Origin of the sequence: Pedobacter immunditicola (assembly GCF_037482985.1) — a bacterium.
Lineage (GTDB): Bacteria > Bacteroidota > Bacteroidia > Sphingobacteriales > Sphingobacteriaceae > Pedobacter > Pedobacter immunditicola.
On sequence record NZ_JBBHKC010000003.1, the window covers coordinates 413,696 to 433,923 of the forward strand.

The following is a 20,228-nucleotide window of genomic DNA, read 5'->3' on the forward strand; positions in this document are numbered from 1 at the left end:
TATTCCTAATGAAGTACCTGCCACAATCCCACCTCACACAGTTTGAATATGATTTAAACGCTCACGATAAGACCGGTGACTCCACCGCTACTTATGAGGAATAGGAATATCTTCCGTAACGATATATATTCTTGTTTTCTTTTTTAGCATCGTTAAAAACTAGCATAGGATTGTTTAACCTCTTATTTTCACATATCTCTTCAAATATTCCCAACTCACTTTTCTCCGTGAAATTGTACCTCACCAGGTAGATGCTTGCGTCGGCAAATGGCGCCAGACTAAAGGCATCAGCTACCTGCCCCACAGGTGGTGTATCTATGATGATATAGTCAAATCGTTTCTTCAATTCATGAAATAATACATTGATTTTATCATTCAATAAAATTTCAGATGGATTTTCAGGAATACTTCCGCATCCTATAACAAACAGGTTATCGGATGTTTCTGAGGGAATAAGAACGTCATCGACAGTCAGACTTGAAGAAGTTAGATATTCTGACAAACCAACATTGGAATTTAATTTCAAACTATTCAATAAATCAGGTTTCCTTAAATCAAATTCCAGCAAGACCACTTTCTTATCTACAAGAGACAAGGTTATACCTAGGTTAACACTGAAGAATGTCTTACCTTCTCCTTTTACACTGGAAGTGATCAACAGGGTCTGTGTGCTTTTGTTAGTTTGTAAAAAATTTAGATTTGATCGTATGTATTTAAACAGTTCTGAAATTGTAGTGCTTTTATCTTTGTGAACCACAATAGACTCTCCTATTTGTTTATGTGTTAGCTCACCTAAAATTCTTGCTCCACCAGTTATATATTCAACATCCACAAGATCTCTGACTTTATTGTTTAGTCTGTCTCTGCTGTAAATTACAGATGCAGGTACAAGAAATCCAAAAATTATACCCAACAAATAAACAAGCTGAACTTTTGGCTTATCAGGAATTGACCTATGTGCTGGCTTATCTATAATTTGTGAAGTGGGAATAGTTGCAGATAAGGATAATTCAGTTTCCTCTCTTTTTTGCAACAGATAATGATAAAGCGCTGTTTTAACACCTTGTTCTCTGCTTCTTTCTAATAATCCTCTCTCAAGAACAGGTACACTTCTCAATTTGGCCTCAAATTGAGATGATTTACTAGAAAAACTGTTTTGTTCTACAGTTAATCCATTCCTGATCATTTTCAAATTCTCCAATAGATTGGATTTCAACGCAACTAACTGCTCTGTGATATTTACAACCAATGGATTATTGACTCTGTTTGTCCGTAACAGCCTCTGTCTTTCAATCTGCAATGTATTGTATTTCTCAGTGAGGGTTGTTAATACAGGATCTTTCAAGCCTAGTGTTGTTGGAACTAATTCGAACTGACCGCCATCATTACTTAAATAGGTAATTAAAGATTGAACCAGACTTAACTGTACTGTTGAAGCGTCAAGTTGCATGTTGTAGTTGCCCGATGATTGCAAATTCATTTGGGCATCCGTTCCCAGTTCTGTAACCAGGTTATTTCTTTTATACATTTCGACATCTTGCTCAACACCTGTCAAATCCTTTGATAAAACCTTCAATTTTCCATCAATAAATTTAATGGTGTTTAAGGCCATCAGATTTTTATTACTTACGTTCTCCAGGTTATAAGTTTCTATTAATTTGCTTAACAAATCAACTCCACGCTGAGGTATAGCATCCAATAAAGAAATCACAATGGTATTGGCTTCCTTTACAGTTGGCAATACATTAATCCTCGCAGCACTGTAAGATTCGGCTAATTGATTCAGGTCGTTGAATTTAACATATACAGGCTTGTTGTTTATTGCAAATGCAGGACCTTTGACAACCTGAATGTTATATTCCGGTCGGGTGATATCCTGTTCAAACTGGTAAGTAAACTTCTTACCATTGTCAGTCAGGACAAATTGATCATCATTTAAGATTTGAACTGATATCTTTTTAGGATATGCCTGGTCAGTTAAATTCTTTACAATTACTTGAACAGGTAAAGTTTCTTTGTATAATGCTTGTTGTTTTAAAGGAAGCTTATAATAGTAACTCGTTTCAAAGGACATTTCGTCCAGAACCTTATAAAGTAAATCTCTTGATCGTAAAACTTCCATTTCATTTTCTACTGTTCTGGAGGTTTTAAACATATTCAAATCACTGAAGGCCGTTCCTCTTAACAAACCATCTCCCTGGGCATCATCCTGGATTAAAAGAGTGCTCGATACTTTATAAAGTGGGACGGTTACTTGCAGATAAAAATATGCACCGCCAATACCTAATATTAGGGCAATGACAAATAAATACCAGTATTTAACATATTTCATACTTTGAGCCAAGAGATCAGGTTTTTGAACCGGAGGGTGTTTATATATACTCATGATGGATTTAATTTATGATTTAAGATATTTGAACTGTGGGATAATTACTGTAATAAAGCGGTGGCGAGAACGGCTACTGCTGAGATTGCTGCCACAACCAACGGCATGGTGTTAGAGCTATTGCTATATTCTATAGATTTGGTTTTATCCGGTTCGATGTAAATCACATCGTTTTGTTTTAAGTAAAAATATGGGGAATTTAAAACGTTCTGTTTATTCAGGTTAACCCTAGCCATAGTCCGTTTACCATCTACTTCACGAATGATTAACACATTTTCTCTTTTACCGTAAGGAGTCATGTCGCCAGCCAGGCCCAATGCTTCAAGAAGATTTATTTTTTCGTTCGGAACGACAAACGTCGAAGGCGTGTTAACTTCTCCAATAACAGTAACCCTGAAATTTAAAAATTTCACATTTACCACTGAGTTATTGACGTATTTACTAAGTTCTGATTCAATTAAACTTTGTGCCTGCACAATGTTCAATCCCTCTACTTTTATTTCGCCCAGAACTGGAAATTTAATTTTCCCGTCCGAATTTACCCGATAACCTTCTCTTTCGTATAATCCATTTGCCCCAATATTATTGGTGGTAGACGCAAACAACACATTTGATTCCGGACTTGTACTATTTACAGTTATGCTTAAAATGTCATTTTCAATGATTTTTGGAACACCATCATTCATGATTTTAGTGGTAATTTCATTCTTTGATGTAAGATCACTGAAGTAGACCAAATTTCTTTTAGCGCATCCGCTTAGTAGTATTATGCATAAAGCATAATAAATGTAGTTTCTTTTCATAAATTAAACCTCCTATTAAGATTAATAAATATTACATTAAATAATATGATCTAAATCTAGGAACTTATACACTCAAAAAGAATTATTTTAACCATTTGTGAACTATATTGTGAATTACAGTCAATATTTTCACGTTTTAAAGAAATACATGCACACTTAAAGCTAAATTTTGCTTTCAGGAGGAAATTGAGGAGGGAGTTAAAATGTACAGCTGTATAACAAGGCAACAATTTCGTACCACATGTTACAGCGTTTAATATTTGTAAAATAGGAAGAGAATTTTTCAAAAGAGGATAATTACAACATCAAAACGATACAGGTTGTGATTAATCATTTAAAGATCAGTAAATAGTACCATTTTAACACGGGTTTATACTATCATACTATTTCTATAATAAGTATCTTTGAGCGTGAAGATCAACAGCTCAGTTTACAGCTGAATTTGATAAAAAGTTATTTACCTGGAAGGAGTTGGTACTTATCTTTAATTGTTTTTAAAAGATCATGTTAGATGATTTAAGCAATAGATTGTTCAATCCTTAGTCCTGATCAGGAAGACCAAAAAAAAATAAACAAAGTAAAATGGAAGACAATAATAAGCGTACAAAAATAACTCCTGTATCTCAATGGAGTGCCTTTGTTGATGCAAAGTGTCCTAGATGCAGGGTTGGTAAAGTGTTTGAAGGGCCTACCTATAGTTTCAAAGCTCAGCACATGAATGAATATTGCCCCCATTGTGCGCTCAAATTTGAAAGAGAGCCAGGGTATTTTTATGTAGCGATGTTTGTCAGTTATGCTTTTAATGTTGCTGAACTAGTTACTGCAGGCGTAGCTTCCTATATCTTTGGGCTAAAACTTGATTATGAAAACCTATGGTATTTTGTGGGCATTTTATTACTGGCAGTAGTAGCCTTCGCACCCTTTAATTATAGGTATTCCAGAATGGTTTTACTGTATTGGCTATCACCCGGACTGCGATATGAACCGGAAAGAGCAAACATGAAATAAGTAACTGAGAATTAAACTGGTTAGTCCTGTAATTTAGTTTTTGATTTCAAGAAATCAAAATATAAGGGTTCATCATCGAACATCTCTCTTCCTTCAAGCATATATGCCTGAAGCAGGCAATCTTTTGCTTTTTCCTCTTCACCAAGATGAAAATAGCATTGACCCAGACGAAGTAAAACAAAGGGATTAGCATCTTCAGGACCATACACATCGTAGGCCCGTTTTAAATTGCTGATTCCTTCTTCATAATTTTGTAAATAATAACAAGCATCCCCAATGGATGCACTCAACCACCCGGTGGCTTCCCATTTATCTTTTGGTTCTGGTATTACTTCAAGTGCCTTACTAAACCACCCTATTGCATGTTCAAAATTTTCATTTTCTATCTCATCATTTCCATTTTGAGCATAAATATTAATCCATTTTTGTTGTTCGTCCGACAGTTCTTCGTGTTCAACAGCGTTCTGGGTTTTAACTATATTATTCATAATAGTTATTGGGTTAAGTAAAAGATGGCTTAATATTGCGCTTGTTACCTCCTAACTTATTCATAAACAAGCCATTAATGAAATTAACAAATTTATTTTAATAATCAAAATAAATTTGTTAACCAAACTAACACTTAAGAAACAGAATGACTATCTATTTGTTTGATTATATTTACGACTTCATGCTCAGTTGCACGTAACTTAGTCTGACAAAAGGTGATTAAGTCTGAAGCTCGTTTTACTTTTTCAGCCAAAACATCAACAGAAATAGACTCTGTTTCTATTTCATGAGCAATTTCTGCCAGTTCTTTATAGGCGGATTCGTAAGTTAAGTTGCTTTCCATTATAGGTTTTTTATAGATTTTACGACGGTGTTAATTTCTGCAGTAGAAAGTTGTATAATCAACTCTTTTCCGGGCAAGAGAGCTGCTGTGTTACTGATTATTTTCCCATCCAATTTAAGTATAGCAAAGCCCTTATTTAATATATTTTGCGGACTCATCAAATTTACGATTGATAGATAATGATGCAAATTAACTTTTTCATGGGCAATAAATATGCTGTTAAAGGTTTTGATATTACCTAACAAATTAGAAATGTTTTTGTGTTCATTACTCAGCCACATTCCCGGCTTGTTTGTGATGATCCCTGACAATGTTAATATATTTCGATGGTTATCATTCAACAACCTCAAAACGTCTTTTAGAAGGTGTGTTTTTAAATCATTTAGTTCTCTCACATAGGAAGCGAATAGCTGCTGGGATTTGATGATCATCGCTTTTTGTATCCTGGACAGGTTCTCTTCAAAATTTCTATTGTGTGCTATGATTAATTCTGCTGCTTTAGTAGGTGTTTTAGTGGCAGTGTGCGCCATTAGGTCTACTATAGTTTCATTTTTTTGATGGCCTATTCCTGTGATGACCGGAATAGGAAATTTTGCTATAGCCCTGCTCAATTCATAGTTATCAAAAAGTAAGAAATCTGATTGCGCACCCCCTCCCCGAATGATAACTATTGCGTCATAATCTTTTTTGGAATTGAAAACATCAATTAATTTATCAAGAAAAGGTTTTGCATTTTCATCCCCCTGCACCTTGGCCAGGTACAAATCCAGTTTAAAAGCATATTTAAATGGATTATTTAATATTGTATGTTCAAAATCCTGATAACCAGCTGATGTAACGGATGAGATGACGGCAATGTACTGGATGGCCTTCTTAAACCGAAGCTCGCTGTTCCGGGTGATGTAACGACCTTCAGACAGCCTGATAAACGACGGATTTTCTGCTACCAATTTTGCCAATGTCAGGTTACGTTGCTGTTCAAATTGCCCCAACGTAAAATTGGTATCAATATCTATTAGGTTAAGTTGAAGACCAAAAGCCTGGTGATACTGTACACTTACCTGTACCAGTACATTGATATTGTTTTTAAATTTTTGACCAGTAGCTTTCTCAAAGTTTGAAATATGAACTGCTGCAGTACCCCATGCCCTTCCAGAAATTTTAGCCACAACTCCTGAGGATGCCTTATCTTTTTCAATCAGGTCAAAGTAATGCTGGTTTGTTTCACCCTTGTATGTATAATTGCTGATATCTGCAATTACCCAAAATGACCTGTTACCAAACACACCATCAATGGCAAGTCTGATTTGTCGGGCGAGGTCTGATAATTTTAATACCGAAATAGAAGTCAATACCTGAAATTAATTAATCCCTATAAAGTTAGTCATTTCAGCTAATAGCAGTGGCCATCCTGTCTAATAAAACTTTAATGGACTTACGCTTACTTAACCAGTTAAATAAGACAATTCCAACCATTGCACAAAATATGCCAGCAAGAACATCAAGCATATAGTGGTGGCTGCTGTAGACAGCTGTAAACCATATCCCTAACGTCACTATAATAAAGAATAAATTAATTAAGCCCAGTTTATTTCTCAGGCCATAATACACAACAATAAGCGGATATGATGAATGAAGTGATGGCATGGCTGCAAAAACATTTGATCCTTTACTGTAAACGGTTTGGAAAATTGGCAGGTTAAAGAACTGATCAAACCTGGCCAGGCCTCCGGTATTTCCCGGCGTTTGAGCATAAAACTCAAATCCGTGTAATTGAACATACCATGGGGGTGCGGCAGGATAAATGTAGTAGACGATAAATCCTAAAATATTCACCAGCAGAAATGTAAAAGAAAAATATAAAAATTGCCGGCGGTTAAAATAGAACAAGTAAGCAGCAAATGCCAGTGGCACTGGAATCCATAAAAGATAAAAAATACCACAGCAGACATCGGTAACGGTATTACTATTAATCAACCAATACTCGTTCGGAGTAACTGTGGTGCCATTTAATTTAATCCCAAATAGGCTTTTCTCCAGGTTATACAGGCTTTCAATACTTACGGTCTCGTATAAGTAATTAGGAAAAGCTTTCATGTAATCATAAAGGATCCAATAAACAATAAAAATTGAAAATCCCAGAATAAATTTTCTTGTATACCATGATGCGTAATAACAAACATTAAAAATCATGATTAACACAAGCTGATCAGTTTTAAACCCTACCAGGAATGCGGATAAGATTAAATAAGCTATGGATATTAATGTAGTTGTTATTAAGTTAAAACTTGTAAAAAGAGGCATTTTAAGTGGTAGATCTTCTGGCATTTTATTTCTTTAAAAAATTAGATCCTAAGATCTTATCCCAAAAATCTGAGCTGACCCCAAAACCTTTGGTTGAATCTGAATAGTGATGTAGCATGTGATGCTGTTTAAGCTTTTTCAAAAAGCCATTTTTAAAATTTGCATGGTGAAGTGCATAATGCATCATATCGTAAACCAGGTAGCCACCGATAAAGCCGATGAAAAAGGCCTGATTGGTGTCTGCAGGCAATAAATAATCAAATAGAAAATAAAACCCAAAAGCCAATGGAATACTCGCTGATGGAGGCATCACCAGTCGTTTAGCATCATTTGGATAGTCATGATGCACCCCGTGAAAAATAAAATGAATCCGGCGAAGCCATTCTGATTTTGGGTAAAAATGAAAAACAAAACGATGTAGTATATATTCGGTTAAAGACCAGACAAATAAACCAAAAAGCATATACCCAACAAAACTCAATATATCCATTTGGATCTTAAAGAGTGCATACCAGCCTAAATAGAGGATTACTGGAATATAGACCACCAATGGTATATAAAAACTTACCTTAGATAAGTTCTCCAAAAAATTACTTTTAAACATTCTGACTGATTCAGAAGAGTTCGAAATAAAATTCCTTTTCATGACCTTATATCTTTATTCGCTCAGTAAATGAAGCATTATTTACAGGATTTGTTCCTTTCAATTCTACATATTTAACATTCGGCACCCAGAAAGTTCCCCCCTCTATCCTTACAAAGATCCGTTCCAACTGCATTTTCTTTTTATTTGCCGTTACAAAAACATGGTATTTGTTATCCGCTTTTGACTTAACCAGGTATAAAGGGAACTTCTTATAGGATACAAAATTAAGTTTATAATGATCTTTCCCTATCTGTTCGGATTGAATCCCATAGGCAAATTTCCTTTGTATATAGTTCAATTCCTTTTTCTCCCCATCATCCTGGTATCGTTTCCAATACACTTTAATAGGCTCGTCTTCAACTAACTGTCCCTTGTCATCTATATTTAATTCACAGATAATCGTATTGGTGTTCGGATCGCGCTGTAGGTAGAATAATTGATTCTTTATCCCTTTTGGTGTTGGGAATTTTATTTTAGATGGATCGCTTTTATCTTCCTGGGCAACTGCGCTTGTTACGTTTCCGAAACTAAAGGCAGAACCAATTACCAGTAAGGCAACGATTGCTACTTTTCCGCTTTTTAAGGTATTGTTTTTTTCCTGGTCTCTTAAATTTAAGGCTTTTTTAGCATCATTCAACCTGTTTATGGCGGTTATATTTGTCATAATTGCCATTATTGTAATTGGTATCGTAAATATGGACATGGTTTCAAACACCTGTATGGAGATACCTGGAATGTAAACTTTATAATCGCCGCCCACATAATTTGCTGTGATGCCGCATGCTATGGCACAAACACCAATCGTAATTACCCTTTCAGGACGTTGCATTAAACCGCCCTTACATTCCACACCGAGGCCTTCTGCCCTTGCTCTGGTATAACTTACCATCATTGAACCTATCAATGCAATGAAGGCAAAAAGTGAACTTAAGAAATAGTGGTGTGCAACAAGATAATAACAGATACCTAAAAACATAACACACTCACTATACCTGTCAAGTACAGAATCATATAAAGCGCCGAATGTAGAACTCATATTTCCCAACCGGGCAACCTGTCCATCCAGCATATCGAATAATCCAGCCACCAGCACTAAAGCTCCGCCCCAACCTATAAAGGAAAGATCACCCCGGTTGCTTTTTTCTGCACCGAATATAAAGATGACAGCCACTCCCAGATTGAGTACCAGGCCGATCGTGGTTATCGCATTTGGTGTAAGCCCTATGCGTATAAGTGCCCTTACAAAGGGGTTTATAACCACATAAATTCCCTGCTGTAGACGATCTCTTAACTTAATTGTAGCCATTATATTTATTGTATTATTTAAAAATCAAATTTAACTCTTGCCCGGATTCCCCATTCAGATACCACGGGATGGTCCAGATAATTGAACCTTTTAACAAGGTCAACTCTTAAAAGTTTAAAAATATTCCCGATTCCAACACTTCCTTCCATATACGGTTCCCTATCTAGGGAGTAAGTTGTAGAAACACCATCTTGATTTACCGGAAATGTAAGTAAAGACTGATTTAATGCTGGGTCGTTCTCGTTTCTTATTCCACCGTATAAAATTTTGAAAGAAGCATTCTCCCTTAATTTCAATTTTTTTAATAGCGGTATTTTGTTAAAAAAGAAACCATTAAAATTATGGTCTATATTGAAACTGGCGTAATGATCACTTACAAACTCTAAGAAGTTCATCAGGTTATATGAATTTAACTGGTAAGCGTAACTTTGGTTTGCACGGTGGATAGTTAACAAAGGAAAAGGCAATTTTCCGAATGTATAACCTCCTTCTGCTGTTACGTCCGAATAGCCTAACTGAGACAGATAAAATCTCTTCTGAATGCTACCGTCAATTTTATGGTAGTTGTAGTCTCCATCAAAGACCCCTTTTAATCCGGCTGTATAACGAAAATTTAAAATGGGATATTTGTCTATAATTGGGGTCCGGTAAAGTTTCCCTTGATAAAACCGCTCTTTTGGTGCATAACGTAAAGCAAGTGTTACTTCCGAGGTGTTTATATTGTCAATTCTCTGCGCCCTGTTGTTTAAAAAATTATTAAAAAATAAGGTGCCTCCTGGCTTTTGAGACCATTTCCTGAACGACAGGTTATAAGAAAAATGATTCTCAAACTCCTTCATGTACTCAAACTTATAGGTGTCGTTGTAAAGCATCATGTTATTTTCGCCCCTTTTAAAAGATAAAAGGAAGTTGTCTTCCTGAACAAATTGCAACTCCTGGCCTGGTATTTTCGTATCTCTTTGGAAACTTGCCCGCAAGTAACTCTGTGGGAAAGTATAAATAGACTTGTTATTCAAGGAGTAGGTACCACTCAAAAAGTATTTCCATTTCTCGTCGTTAAATCCATAAGCACCATAAGTCTCGAAATAATATCTTTTGCTTAAAGCAGTTGTGGTACGGCCGCCTAAACGTAACCTAAACCCTTCAACTTCGTTAAAGCTATAAAATGTATTTACCGGTCCGACTTCAAATGGTCCGAAATCTTTGTATCCTGCAAAAAGCAGCGTTACCAGGTCCATCGTTTTTTTGAACGAAGTCATGTTTTTTAAGGTATCTACATTGCTATAAATCTGCAAGTCGTTCTTTGAAAGGGTGTCTGTCCTATTTTCCAGCCAAAACTGGTTTCCGCGTTTCTCCGCCTCAGGCACCACCACCAGCTTCGGTCCATCATACACTTCTGCCGGTTGTTTTTTATTAATCTGGTAGTCTGTAAGTGTAACAACTCTTTCCCCTGTAAAACCACCTCCCTTATTTTGATTGAGCCCAAAATCTACCAGAAGATTTGTTTTAGCTAAATAGTAACGGTTGACTTCATTTTTGTCAAATGTAAGTTTCACCTCCAGAGCCCTGACAAAGTTTAGGTTAATATTTTTATTGACTGTCAAAAATGCATCCTGAACAGCATAATTCCCGTCCATAGTGATATAAATTCTCCCTTCAAATAACATGTCGGTATTATTTCTTGGAATAAAGGACAGCTCTATTAATTGCGGAGAATGGTTCTTTATGGTATCGGTGATGAAAAATTTATAAAATGTAGGTGCAGCATCCGCGATCGGGCTAAGGAACTGATTACTTACCAAAGATATATTGTTGTCGTAAATGTTCACATCTGCATACATTCTTTCAAAATATTGGCTTAACCCTTTACTATCTATGAGGGGCGTATCATAATTCACATGCTTGTCTCCCAAGATGATGGTTTTTGTCTTTTCAGGGTTTTTGTTGTAATAATTTTGTGAAAATTTCTCTTGTATAAAGATAGGAAGAAGGTTTTTACCGCCAATTTTGGTGGAGTCCTGCTCTTCAAAAAGGAATTGGTAATTACGGAAAATCCTTTTGTTCTTAAATTTCTCTGAAAGATTGCTCATGTTAAAAACCATCTTTTCATATTGTTTATATTCCACCTGATCATAAGCTTCCATCCGGTTAGAATTCTTATGATCAATAACTCTTCTTATCAGTTCAACAGCAGGATTGTCCCTGTTTTTATAAGATGGTCTTTTTCCACTGCTGATCACAACTTCATTTAAAGATGTGGCAGCAGATTCCATTTGTACAGCAATTGTTTGTGTTTCTCCTGGTTTAATATTAACAATCTTGGTTTTGTAACCTACAAAACTAAATTGCAACTGTGTATGGTTCTCAGACGTGCTGATGGTAAATTTACCATCAGCATCTGATCTGGATACAATGTTTGTTCCTTTAAAGAGCAAAGTGACATAAGGCAATGGATCTTTATCATTAGCGTCTGTTATGATACCTGTAACTGTAGTACTTGCTGACAGACTTTGCGCTGAAGATTGAATAGCCATAAATGGCAGTAACAATGTCCCAATATATATTAACTTTTTAAGGTACTTTTTCATATTATGCGAATACAAATTTTTTCTGCATCAGGTAATTATAAGTTACCCCTACAGTACTTGTGACAATTATTTTAGATATGATGTAGTTGATGCTTAGGTAATGGGTCAAAAGAAATACCCCAGAGGTAGTCAGCATGAAATTGCCAGACCATACCAGCACATATTTCATGATCTGAAAATGTACTTTCTTTTTTGATGCACCGAAAACCCAATGACGACCCATGCTGAAATTTATAATCCCCCCAACTATTGTTCCACTTGCGCTACCCATCAGGTACCAGAAATGTAAATACTGCGTACAGACTAATGTGGTAAGAAAGTCAAATATTGAGGCCGATAGAGAGGCGACCTGAGCCTTGATAAACGTCGCCATATCAAATAAGATTAAATTTTAAAACAACTTGTAACACAATATTAGCATAAACACCTGCTAAAACATCATCAAACATTACTCCCCAGCCACCTGGCCACTTCTCCAGTTTTCTGATCAACAATGGTTTTAAAATATCAAAAAATCTGAATAAAAGCAAGGCAACTATTACATTTACAGGAGTTACAGGGATCCATAATAAAGAGATACACATCCCCGCTACTTCATCAATAACTACCCTTTGGTGGTCTTTTCCCCAGATCTCTTCCACTACATTAGCTGACCAAATGCCGAGTAGCGTAATTAATACGGTAATGATTAAAGCTGCGTTAAAATTTCCTTCATTCACCTGGGCGAAATACCAGACCAAACAAGTTGCAGCCGCTGCCACTGTACCTGCTCCTTTGCCGATATAACCTATCCCCAGGCTTGTTGATGTAATTTTATGAAACAGCATTATTGTTCTATTAATTAACTATAACCAATGATTGCTCTTGTACCAGGATAAGGTCTCTTTAAGTCCTTGCTCCAAATTGAAGCTCGGTTGATAATCCAAATCCTTTTTAATATTTTCTATACTGCATGCCCAATTAACTGCTGTTAACTCGGCCATTTTCTCTTTATTCAAGGCAGGAGTTTCTTGACTTCTGCTATATAACAAATCCATTATCGTAGCTAAACCACTTACTGTTGTAACGGGTAGATGGAATTTGATTGTTTTCTTTTGTAGTAATTCTTTTGTAAAATCAGCAAGTGCATACCTGTTATAAACCTCTCCGTCAGAAACATTATAACTTTTATTTTTTACAACTGCACAAAGTGCATTTACAATGACCCTGGCTAAATCTTTAACATAGATAAAGCTCAATTGTTGTCTGAAATTACCAATATATGGCTCTATACCTTTGTTTATTGTTTTAAACAGAATCAATATATCTTTCTCCCTGGGGCCGTATACTGCCGTTGGCCTGATGACCACTAAGGGCAGGCCATTGATTTCATTTAAATACTTCTCAGCAAGCAATTTGCTTTTCCCATAACTTGTGACAGGATTAGCAATCGTATCGTCATTAATCTTGCCATTGAGGTCTTTTAAGGGACCTAAAGCAGCAAGACTGCTTACAAAAACAAATTTCTCTATAGGTTTATTTAATGAATTGGCAGCTAAAGCAAGATTCCTGGTGTATTCGGCATTGACTACATTGTATTCGGCTTCACTTTTTGCTTTCGTAATTCCGGCGGCATGAATAATGTAATCATATTCTTTTTCCGCCAGCTGATGTTTTAAACTGTCAACAGAGGTAAAATCAAGATTTACAAAATTTACGGGAAGGTTTTGAAGGTGTTTAATACTGCTATTCGAACGTACTGCGGCATAGACCTCTAAATTATCGGCTAAGGCCTCATTTAGGAGATGAAAACCAACAAATCCGCTGGCACCAGTTATTAATACCTTTTTTTTCATTATTTCGTTTATTTTGAATAGGTAATAGCGCTTCCATGAGCAATATTCATTTTATATAGATTTTTCTAATATTCTATATTTCCTATACAATTCCCCTCCAATTTGTTCTATCGGTTTGTTGATTAAATCGTTGTTATCTAAAGTCCACGATGCCTCCGCATAGGTCATTTTCTTCTTTTGAAATGCCTGGATGATCAAGCCATATAAACAAGCTTCGATACCCATTTTACGATAGCCATCCACAACACCAAGCAATAAAATACGGATGCCCTGTATTTTCTTCCGTTGGGTTAGTAATTTATACCAGCCTGTTGGAAACAGTCTTCCTCGTTTCACATTGATCAACACCTGGTTAATGTCTGGAATAGCTAAACCAAACCCCACAATCTTTCCCTCTTGTTCGGCAACTAAACAAAAGTCAGGATCCATAATTAATTTTAGATCTTTTGCCGTATAGTCAAATTCATCATCCGTCATGGGTACAAAACCAAGGTTTTTGTCCCACGCTTTATTATAAACTTCTCTTAATGCAGCAGCCTCCTGTTTAAAGTTTTTTAGATTTATCTTACGGATCACGATTTTGTTTCGTGACAACCGTTCCTGCAATGCTGTGACAAGTTTTGCCGATCGATCATTATAGTTACCTGCAGAAAACCGATAAGCTCTTAAATCCACTTTTTTATGAAAACCAGAATTTTCAAGCAGTTGTAAGTAATAAGAAGCATTATAGGGCATCATTGCTAAAGGAGGTCCATTAAAGCCCTCTATTAACAATGCGCAGGTTTCATTGGTGGAAAAATTTACCGGTCCGACCATTGTCGAAAGCGACCGTTCTTTTAGCCACTTTGCCGCAGTATCTATTAATAAGTCGGCTGTTTCCTGATCATTGATGCAATCAAAGAAACCAAAGAAACCATCATTTACCTGATTGATTTTGTTGTGGTTGTTGTTCTGAATGGCTGCAATTCTTCCAATAATCTTATCGCCGTCATAGGCCAGGAAAGTTTGGAGGGTAGAATGTTTATAAAAAGGATGCTTACCAGGAGTAAGCATATCCTTTTGTGCAATAAATAATTCAGGTACATAGTTAGGGTCCGCTTTATACAGTTCATGCGGAAAATCAATAAATTTACCTAATTGCCCTTTGCCATTTACGGCAACTACGTGTTTCATATACTAACCTTAACTGGCGTAATTTCTACTTCTTTAAAGGCTTCGTATAATTTTGTGATGGCTTCTTCAATCTGTTCGAAGGTATGTGTAGCCATTAAAGAAAATCTTATTAAAGATGAATCTGAAGGTACCGCAGGTGAAACAACAGGATTTACAAACACACCATTATTAAGCAGAATGTTTGTGATTTGGAACGTTTTGAAATTGTCCCGGATATATACAGGAATGATTGGGCTGTCTGAAGCTCCAAGGTCAAACCCTGCATCTAAAAGTAGTTTTTTTGCATAATTGGTATTAGCCCATAATTTGTCTATTCGCTCCGGCTCAGATTCAATAATATCCAATGCCGCAATAACACTAGCTACAGCCGCAGGAGGCATACTTGCACTAAACATCAACGAACGCGCCCTGTGTTTAATGTATTCAATAGTTTCCTCATCAGAAGATATAAAACCGCCAAGAGAGGCTAATGATTTGCTGAAAGTTCCCATAATCAGGTCAACTTCCGACGTAAGTCCAAAGTGAGATGCTGTTCCAGAACCGTTGAAGCCAATAACACCTAAACTATGTGCATCGTCCATCATAATGTTTGCACCGAATTCGTCAGCAATTTTTACCATTTCAGGAAGCTTAACCAAGTCCCCTTCCATACTAAAAATACCATCGGCAACAATAAGCTTTGCAGCATCTTCAGGAAGTCTGCTCAATTTCTTGCGCAGGTCTTCCATGTCATTATGTGCGTATTTAATTGATCTTGAAAAGGAAAGCCTGCTTCCGTCGATTATAGAAGCGTGATCATACTCATCAAGTACCAGGTAGTCGTTTCTGTCTAATAAACATGAAATCACCCCAAGGTTTACCTGGAATCCAGTACTGAACAAAACTGCAGCTTCTTTTCCAACGAAACTGGCCAGTCTTCTCTCTAATTCAAGATGAATATCCAGTGTCCCATTTAGAAATCTTGATCCGGCACAACCTGTACCGTATTTTTCAATTGCACTTTTGGATGCTTCCTTTATTTTTGGATGATTCGTTAGTCCCAGATAGGAATTTGATCCGAACATCAAAACCTTTTTTCCATCAATAATCACCTCGGTATCCTGAGCCGATTCAATTGCCCGGAAATAAGGATATAGGCCCTTTTCTTTAATTGCATTTGCCTCCTTGAATGATGCAATCCTATCGTGTAATTTTTTACGCATGCCTGAATTATATATTTTTTACTTCAGCGGTTTTCATATTATTTTACGCAAATAAGCTCAACCCATATGGTTAAATTAAAACTTAATCTAATATATTAATAAAATGTTAATTTATGATGAACAAAAGTAATTCATTGATAGACCTTATTTAGGTATTAGTCTATAATATTTTTGTCACACTTTTAATTATCTATTAACCGCTGCTTTTTATTATTAATTTTCAATAATTTATTTATTTTTCTTATTAGAATTTTAGACCTATTTGGTCTTAAAGTCCAGACTACTAAGGTTTTTGTTGCCAATTCCTTCAATAAGTAGATCTACCAGACTATCAAAAAACTCGCCAGATTTTAGCTCTGTACTTTCAATACTTAACGGATAATGCAATCCTCTAAGAGCAGTAACCATCATAAATGCCATTTTATTCATTTTTGCTATAGAAAGTTCTTTAAACTCTCCTGACTGCACTCCTCCTAGCAGGATTTCCCTGATCATGTCTATTTGAGTTTGCTCATAGCGTGTTTTTAAACAAATCAACATTTTGAAGCTTTCCATTGCCTCTTCAAAAACGACTTCTTTTAAATTGTGGTAATCAACAATTGCCGTAATCTGTTCCTTAAGAAATGCTTTTAATTTGGCTTGTGCTGTATAGGCGCTATTTACGGCACTTCTAAGTCTTTTAACCAAATTTTTCATTTCTATCTCTACAACAGCCTCAAAGATTTCTTTTTTACTGGGAAAATAATAATAGAGTGTACTCTTTCCTTTCCCAACGGCAGTGGCAATGTCCTCCATAGTGGTCTTTTTTAAGCCATGTTTTCCAAACAGCTTATTAGCACCGGCAAGAATCTCTGTAATTACAATTTCATCCCTTTCCATCTCTGTATTTATATTTTAGACCAGAATTGAATTCCAGTCCAAAAGTACATAAATAATTATTTTCCAATAACGGAAGGTGGGTTTGTAGCGAAAGTTTACACTAAAGAAACATAACTTAGCCTTAAAAGGTGAACCGTAATTTAACTCCGCCATTGCTGAGTTGGAGGTCTTCGTTAGATAATTTTCCGACAGGAATTTTGAGAAAAGGCTCAATCACAATATGATACTGTTTAAATACTTCTTGCTTGTGGCCTATGGAAAGGTTGAAAAAGCCAAGGTAACTGTTCCCTTCTAACGGAGCGTCAGTAGATGCTTCTGCGTTCTCTTCGGCTAACCTTGTCTGAAAGGTTTCCATTATCCCTGTTTCAGGATCTTTAAGTGTTCTGGATACTTCTAACTCAGTAATGTAACGGTTATTTCTCTTTTCAGTTAATACATTAAAGTAGGAAACTCCTATTGAGGTGTATAATTTCTTGTTTAAATTATAGGTCAAAGATAATGGGATGTCAATTCCGCTGATATTTGCATCGGTGGATACGAGTCTCTTATTGGATGAATAGTTTGCTAATCCTGCGGCTGGTGAATTTGGAGCTAAGTTTAAACCAGCGTTTGAACCTGGATTTTTACTGGCGTCCAAGGCTACATAGGCAATTCCTGAGCTGATCGAGAAGCTTTTAGATAACCTGAACTCTGTGGTGATACCAGCCCCTAAGTTAACCTTGCTTTGCAATACCGTTGGTAACAACTCGACCCCAAAATTCCATTTAGAGGTTTTCTTTTCTTTTATATGCGCAACCTTTGTCTCCTTTTGAAGGAATTCCATAAAGTTATTCTCCATGACAGGTTTTGGTTTATCAGGTATTGGTTTTGATGTATTAGCGTTTACCGGATCAATATCATTACCCCCATCGCTATAAGATGCAATTTGGTTGTTTGTTGCAGTCTCGACATTATTTGTATTCTGGTAATCTCTATTCTCTCCCTTTAATTCAGTGTTTCTTTGTTTAACAACCTTGTTCGTTTTCGCTATAAGCTTAACTTCTTCATGAGGTATTTCTGTTGCTTTCGTGGTAGGCATTTCTTTTGAAGGACTTGTCTCTGGAATGCTTTTTCTATTTACAATGATTGCGTCATTATTGCTGTCTTTTAAAATAAAAGGAACAGCAGTGATGATCAGGGCAATCGCAGCTGCAATGCTTAACCAGGTAATGGCAGCTGGTCTCTTTCCCTTTTTTGGCTTAGAAAAGTTTTCCCATGAACCGGGCTCATAAGGTTCCTCATGCGCCTTTAAAAGCGCAGAAATTCCGTCTATCAGTTCTTTTTTATCTGGAGTTTTCATTAGCTATTTCATTCGTTTTTATATACAATTCCCGCAGTCTTTGTTTGGCCCTGGTGAGGTAGGTTCGACTGGAGCTACTGGGTATGGTCAGGATTTTTGATATTTCTTCATGGTTGAATCCTTCAATTTCATACATATTGAAGACCATTCTATGTAAATCGGGTAAATGGTACAACAGTTTCAGGATGTCATCGACATGAAGTTTATTATTGATTTCTACATGATCGACATATAAGTTCTCATAGGTATCTACAAAATTTAATGGCGATTTATTAATACGGATTTTATCAAGCGCTGTTCGGACAGTTATTTTCGCTAACCAGGACTTAAAGGTTTTCTGAAACTCTTCAATATCATGGGGCCGTTTAAAGTCATACATGCGCTTAAAAGCTTTCACAAAGCTATCGTTCACAACCTCTTTAGCTGCATTGCGATCTTTAATGTACCGGCTGGCCACACCCATCAGGTATCCCCAATAGTGAGTATATATACGTTCCTGAATACGATGATCATGAGCTATAAGTGCGTCAATAATATCCTGAAACAACAGATTAGTTTTTTTTATGCTTCCTTGAGCCTTAACCTCCATTATGTATGCAAACGGGTGATCTCCTTTAAGTGCTACAAAAGTATCATCTTTTTCAACAATATATTTATTTTGACAGGTGATGAGGGACGGAGCTAAAACTTTTCAATGAAAACTGTAGCGTTTAAGATGGCACCCCCGTTTTACCTATAAAAACATTAATCAATTATTTTATATGAAAACATTTACAAGCCTTAATTCATTGTCAAAAAAATCATCTTTATTCGCAGCCTTAATTGGTGCAGCCGTATTTTTTAATTCCTGTAAAAATGATATTGATGATACCAGGCCCGCAATTGCAGCATTAACTGTTGTTAACGCTTATCCTGACACCAATCCGCTGGATTTTTATATGGGAGGTACCAAGGTCAATAATACAGGAATTGCATTCGGACAAAAAATCAATTATTTTGAGGCTTACGAAGGTTCTCGTTCTGTGAACATTACCACAGCGGGAAGTTTAACAAGCTTACTAACAAAACCTGTAATTTTAGAGGGTGGATTCTATCAATCTTTATATGTTATCGGTAAAACAGCTGCAGATTTAGACTTCCTGCTTTTAAAGGATGTATTTGTGCCAACCACTGAAAAAGTAAATGTGCGCTTTGTAAATCTATCTCCGGATGCTGCTGCCCTGAGCCTTGAAGTTGTAGGCGACACCACTACTTTTAATGACCAGGCTTATAAAAAGGCTACACCTTTTAAACCAGTTGTTGCTGCAAAAGCGGAATTAATTTTGAAAGATAAAGCAACCAACACAGTGAAAGCCACACTTAAAGATGTTACTCTTGATAAAGGAAAGATCTATACCATCTGGGCTAAAGGTTTAGAAACAACGACTACTGATGCGCATAAGTTATCTATCCAGGTAACGGAACATTAAAGTTACCAGGGCGTTGGTAGGGGGTTGCTAGGGCCTTGCTAGGGTTTAACAAGGGCTGGTAGCCCTACCAAAGCCCTGCCAATGCCCTCGCAATGATTCATCAGCGGTCAAACAATAATGAGCCGATAATCAAATTAGCGAAAGGCAACTTAAATAAAAAGGGCCGGATCATTCAAAATGATCCGGCCCTTTTTATTAGGAAATTTTTGGTTATCGCCTCCCCTGTTTCAGTATAAAAGCACCCAGCATTAGGGCTACTGATAAACCGGAAGTTCCCGGGAAGTTGATGAATAAATATAATAGTCCGCTCACACCAGCTATAGCTATCATAAATAACAGCCCTTTAACAGGTGTTTCCATTTTACATGCAGCAATGAATGCAGCAATGTAAAAAACCGCCGCTAGAATATATATAAACATTTTACAAATATGTGAATAGAATATCAAATTATTGTTAA

20 protein-coding genes are annotated in these 20,228 nt (G+C 36.3%); 2 read left to right on the forward strand and 18 right to left on the reverse strand.

The genetic code is table 11. The features are described 5' to 3' along the window. Window positions 1-91: 91 nt before the first annotated feature. Window positions 92-2,386: a GumC family protein gene (locus tag WG905_RS06900; protein WP_339590972.1), complete on the reverse strand. Its 2,295-nt coding sequence runs from the start codon at window positions 2,384-2,386 to the stop codon at window positions 92-94. A 44-nt stretch (window positions 2,387-2,430) separates the two neighbouring features. After that, window positions 2,431-3,189, reverse strand: coding sequence for a polysaccharide biosynthesis/export family protein (locus tag WG905_RS06905; protein ID WP_339590973.1), 759 nt, complete (start codon window positions 3,187-3,189; stop codon window positions 2,431-2,433). 582 nt (window positions 3,190-3,771) lie between these two features. Between WG905_RS06905 and WG905_RS06910 the strand changes: the two genes are divergently transcribed. Further along, window positions 3,772-4,197, forward strand: coding sequence for a DUF983 domain-containing protein (locus WG905_RS06910; protein ID WP_339590974.1), 426 nt, complete (start codon window positions 3,772-3,774; stop codon window positions 4,195-4,197). A gap of 20 nt (window positions 4,198-4,217) precedes the next feature. Here the strand turns inward: WG905_RS06910 and WG905_RS06915 are convergent, their stop codons facing one another. The 15 genes from WG905_RS06915 to WG905_RS06985 all read right to left on the reverse strand — a co-directional run bounded on the left by WG905_RS06915 (window position 4,218) and on the right by WG905_RS06985 (window position 18,848). Beyond that, window positions 4,218-4,685, reverse strand: coding sequence for a tetratricopeptide repeat protein (locus WG905_RS06915; protein WP_339590975.1), 468 nt, complete (start codon window positions 4,683-4,685; stop codon window positions 4,218-4,220). Between the two features lie 134 nt (window positions 4,686-4,819). Then, the gene (xseB, locus tag WG905_RS06920; protein ID WP_339590976.1) at window positions 4,820-5,029 is read right to left on the reverse strand and encodes an exodeoxyribonuclease VII small subunit; all 210 of its coding nucleotides are present in this window, start codon (window positions 5,027-5,029) and stop codon (window positions 4,820-4,822) included. After that, window positions 5,029-6,381: an exodeoxyribonuclease VII large subunit gene (gene xseA / locus WG905_RS06925; protein ID WP_339590977.1), complete on the reverse strand. Its 1,353-nt coding sequence runs from the start codon at window positions 6,379-6,381 to the stop codon at window positions 5,029-5,031. The genes xseB and xseA overlap by 1 nt, the downstream gene beginning before the upstream one ends. A gap of 37 nt (window positions 6,382-6,418) precedes the next feature. After that, entirely contained in the window at window positions 6,419-7,126 is a 708-nt protein-coding gene (locus WG905_RS06930; RefSeq protein WP_339590978.1) for a phosphatase PAP2 family protein, read from the reverse strand. 232 nt (window positions 7,127-7,358) lie between these two features. Then, window positions 7,359-7,919 (reverse strand): sterol desaturase family protein, encoded by a 561-nt coding sequence (locus WG905_RS06935; RefSeq protein ID WP_339590979.1) that lies wholly within the window; start codon window positions 7,917-7,919, stop codon window positions 7,359-7,361. A 64-nt stretch (window positions 7,920-7,983) separates the two neighbouring features. After that, window positions 7,984-9,285 (reverse strand): DUF4833 domain-containing protein, encoded by a 1,302-nt coding sequence (locus tag WG905_RS06940; protein WP_339590980.1) that lies wholly within the window; start codon window positions 9,283-9,285, stop codon window positions 7,984-7,986. A 17-nt stretch (window positions 9,286-9,302) separates the two neighbouring features. After that, on the reverse strand, window positions 9,303-11,873 hold the full coding sequence (locus WG905_RS06945) for a DUF5686 and carboxypeptidase-like regulatory domain-containing protein (RefSeq protein WP_339590981.1): 2,571 nt from the start codon (window positions 11,871-11,873) through the stop codon (window positions 9,303-9,305). Window position 11,874: 1 nt separating this feature from the next. Then, window positions 11,875-12,246, reverse strand: coding sequence for a GtrA family protein (locus tag WG905_RS06950; RefSeq protein ID WP_339590982.1), 372 nt, complete (start codon window positions 12,244-12,246; stop codon window positions 11,875-11,877). 1 nt (window position 12,247) lies between these two features. After that, on the reverse strand, window positions 12,248-12,700 hold the full coding sequence (locus WG905_RS06955) for a phosphatidylglycerophosphatase A family protein (protein WP_339590983.1): 453 nt from the start codon (window positions 12,698-12,700) through the stop codon (window positions 12,248-12,250). A gap of 18 nt (window positions 12,701-12,718) precedes the next feature. Next, window positions 12,719-13,708: an NAD-dependent epimerase/dehydratase family protein gene (locus WG905_RS06960; protein ID WP_339590984.1), complete on the reverse strand. Its 990-nt coding sequence runs from the start codon at window positions 13,706-13,708 to the stop codon at window positions 12,719-12,721. Between the two features lie 51 nt (window positions 13,709-13,759). Further along, window positions 13,760-14,881 (reverse strand): hypothetical protein, encoded by a 1,122-nt coding sequence (locus tag WG905_RS06965; RefSeq protein WP_339590985.1) that lies wholly within the window; start codon window positions 14,879-14,881, stop codon window positions 13,760-13,762. After that, a complete protein-coding gene (gene spt / locus WG905_RS06970) occupies window positions 14,878-16,083 on the reverse strand; it encodes a serine palmitoyltransferase (protein WP_339590986.1) in 1,206 nt (401 codons plus the stop codon). Before spt ends, WG905_RS06965 begins: the two co-directional genes overlap by 4 nt. Window positions 16,084-16,341: 258 nt before the next feature. Further along, window positions 16,342-16,962, reverse strand: coding sequence for a TetR/AcrR family transcriptional regulator (locus WG905_RS06975; RefSeq protein WP_339590987.1), 621 nt, complete (start codon window positions 16,960-16,962; stop codon window positions 16,342-16,344). A 121-nt stretch (window positions 16,963-17,083) separates the two neighbouring features. Continuing rightward, window positions 17,084-18,301 carry a hypothetical protein gene (locus WG905_RS06980; protein WP_339590988.1) on the reverse strand — a complete coding sequence of 406 codons (1,218 nt, stop codon included), beginning with the start codon at window positions 18,299-18,301 and terminating at the stop codon, window positions 17,084-17,086. Next, window positions 18,285-18,848, reverse strand: coding sequence for an RNA polymerase sigma factor (locus WG905_RS06985; protein WP_339590989.1), 564 nt, complete (start codon window positions 18,846-18,848; stop codon window positions 18,285-18,287). Before WG905_RS06985 ends, WG905_RS06980 begins: the two co-directional genes overlap by 17 nt. Before the next feature lie 214 nt (window positions 18,849-19,062). On the opposite strand from WG905_RS06985, the gene WG905_RS06990 reads away from it, so the two are divergent. Further along, a complete protein-coding gene (locus WG905_RS06990; protein ID WP_339590990.1) occupies window positions 19,063-19,770 on the forward strand; it encodes a DUF4397 domain-containing protein in 708 nt (235 codons plus the stop codon). Between the two features lie 210 nt (window positions 19,771-19,980). Here WG905_RS06990 and WG905_RS06995 read toward each other — a convergent pair whose 3' ends face one another. Then, window positions 19,981-20,190 (reverse strand): hypothetical protein, encoded by a 210-nt coding sequence (locus tag WG905_RS06995; RefSeq protein WP_339590991.1) that lies wholly within the window; start codon window positions 20,188-20,190, stop codon window positions 19,981-19,983. Window positions 20,191-20,228: the final 38 nt, after the last annotated feature.

Excerpts from the sequence above, each read along its gene's own strand:
- WG905_RS06900 (WP_339590972.1), bottom strand. The coding sequence starts at position 2,386 with ATGAGTATATATAAACACCCTCCGGTTCAAAAACCTGATCTCTTGGCT.
- WG905_RS06905 (WP_339590973.1), bottom strand. The coding sequence starts at position 3,189 with ATGAAAAGAAACTACATTTATTATGCTTTATGCATAATACTACTAAGC.
- WG905_RS06910 (WP_339590974.1), top strand. The coding sequence starts at position 3,772 with ATGGAAGACAATAATAAGCGTACAAAAATAACTCCTGTATCTCAATGG.
- WG905_RS06915 (WP_339590975.1), bottom strand. The coding sequence starts at position 4,685 with ATGAATAATATAGTTAAAACCCAGAACGCTGTTGAACACGAAGAACTG.
- xseB (WP_339590976.1), bottom strand. The coding sequence starts at position 5,029 with ATGGAAAGCAACTTAACTTACGAATCCGCCTATAAAGAACTGGCAGAA.
- WG905_RS06930 (WP_339590978.1), bottom strand. The coding sequence starts at position 7,126 with ATGAAAGCTTTTCCTAATTACTTATACGAGACCGTAAGTATTGAAAGC.
- WG905_RS06940 (WP_339590980.1), bottom strand. The coding sequence starts at position 9,285 with ATGGCTACAATTAAGTTAAGAGATCGTCTACAGCAGGGAATTTATGTG.
- WG905_RS06945 (WP_339590981.1), bottom strand. The coding sequence starts at position 11,873 with ATGAAAAAGTACCTTAAAAAGTTAATATATATTGGGACATTGTTACTG.
- WG905_RS06950 (WP_339590982.1), bottom strand. The coding sequence starts at position 12,246 with ATGGCGACGTTTATCAAGGCTCAGGTCGCCTCTCTATCGGCCTCAATA.
- WG905_RS06955 (WP_339590983.1), bottom strand. The coding sequence starts at position 12,700 with ATGCTGTTTCATAAAATTACATCAACAAGCCTGGGGATAGGTTATATC.
- WG905_RS06960 (WP_339590984.1), bottom strand. The coding sequence starts at position 13,708 with ATGAAAAAAAAGGTATTAATAACTGGTGCCAGCGGATTTGTTGGTTTT.
- WG905_RS06965 (WP_339590985.1), bottom strand. The coding sequence starts at position 14,881 with ATGAAACACGTAGTTGCCGTAAATGGCAAAGGGCAATTAGGTAAATTT.
- spt (WP_339590986.1), bottom strand. The coding sequence starts at position 16,083 with ATGCGTAAAAAATTACACGATAGGATTGCATCATTCAAGGAGGCAAAT.
- WG905_RS06975 (WP_339590987.1), bottom strand. The coding sequence starts at position 16,962 with ATGGAAAGGGATGAAATTGTAATTACAGAGATTCTTGCCGGTGCTAAT.
- WG905_RS06980 (WP_339590988.1), bottom strand. The coding sequence starts at position 18,301 with ATGAAAACTCCAGATAAAAAAGAACTGATAGACGGAATTTCTGCGCTT.
- WG905_RS06990 (WP_339590990.1), top strand. The coding sequence starts at position 19,063 with ATGAAAACATTTACAAGCCTTAATTCATTGTCAAAAAAATCATCTTTA.
- WG905_RS06995 (WP_339590991.1), bottom strand. The coding sequence starts at position 20,190 with ATGTTTATATATATTCTAGCGGCGGTTTTTTACATTGCTGCATTCATT.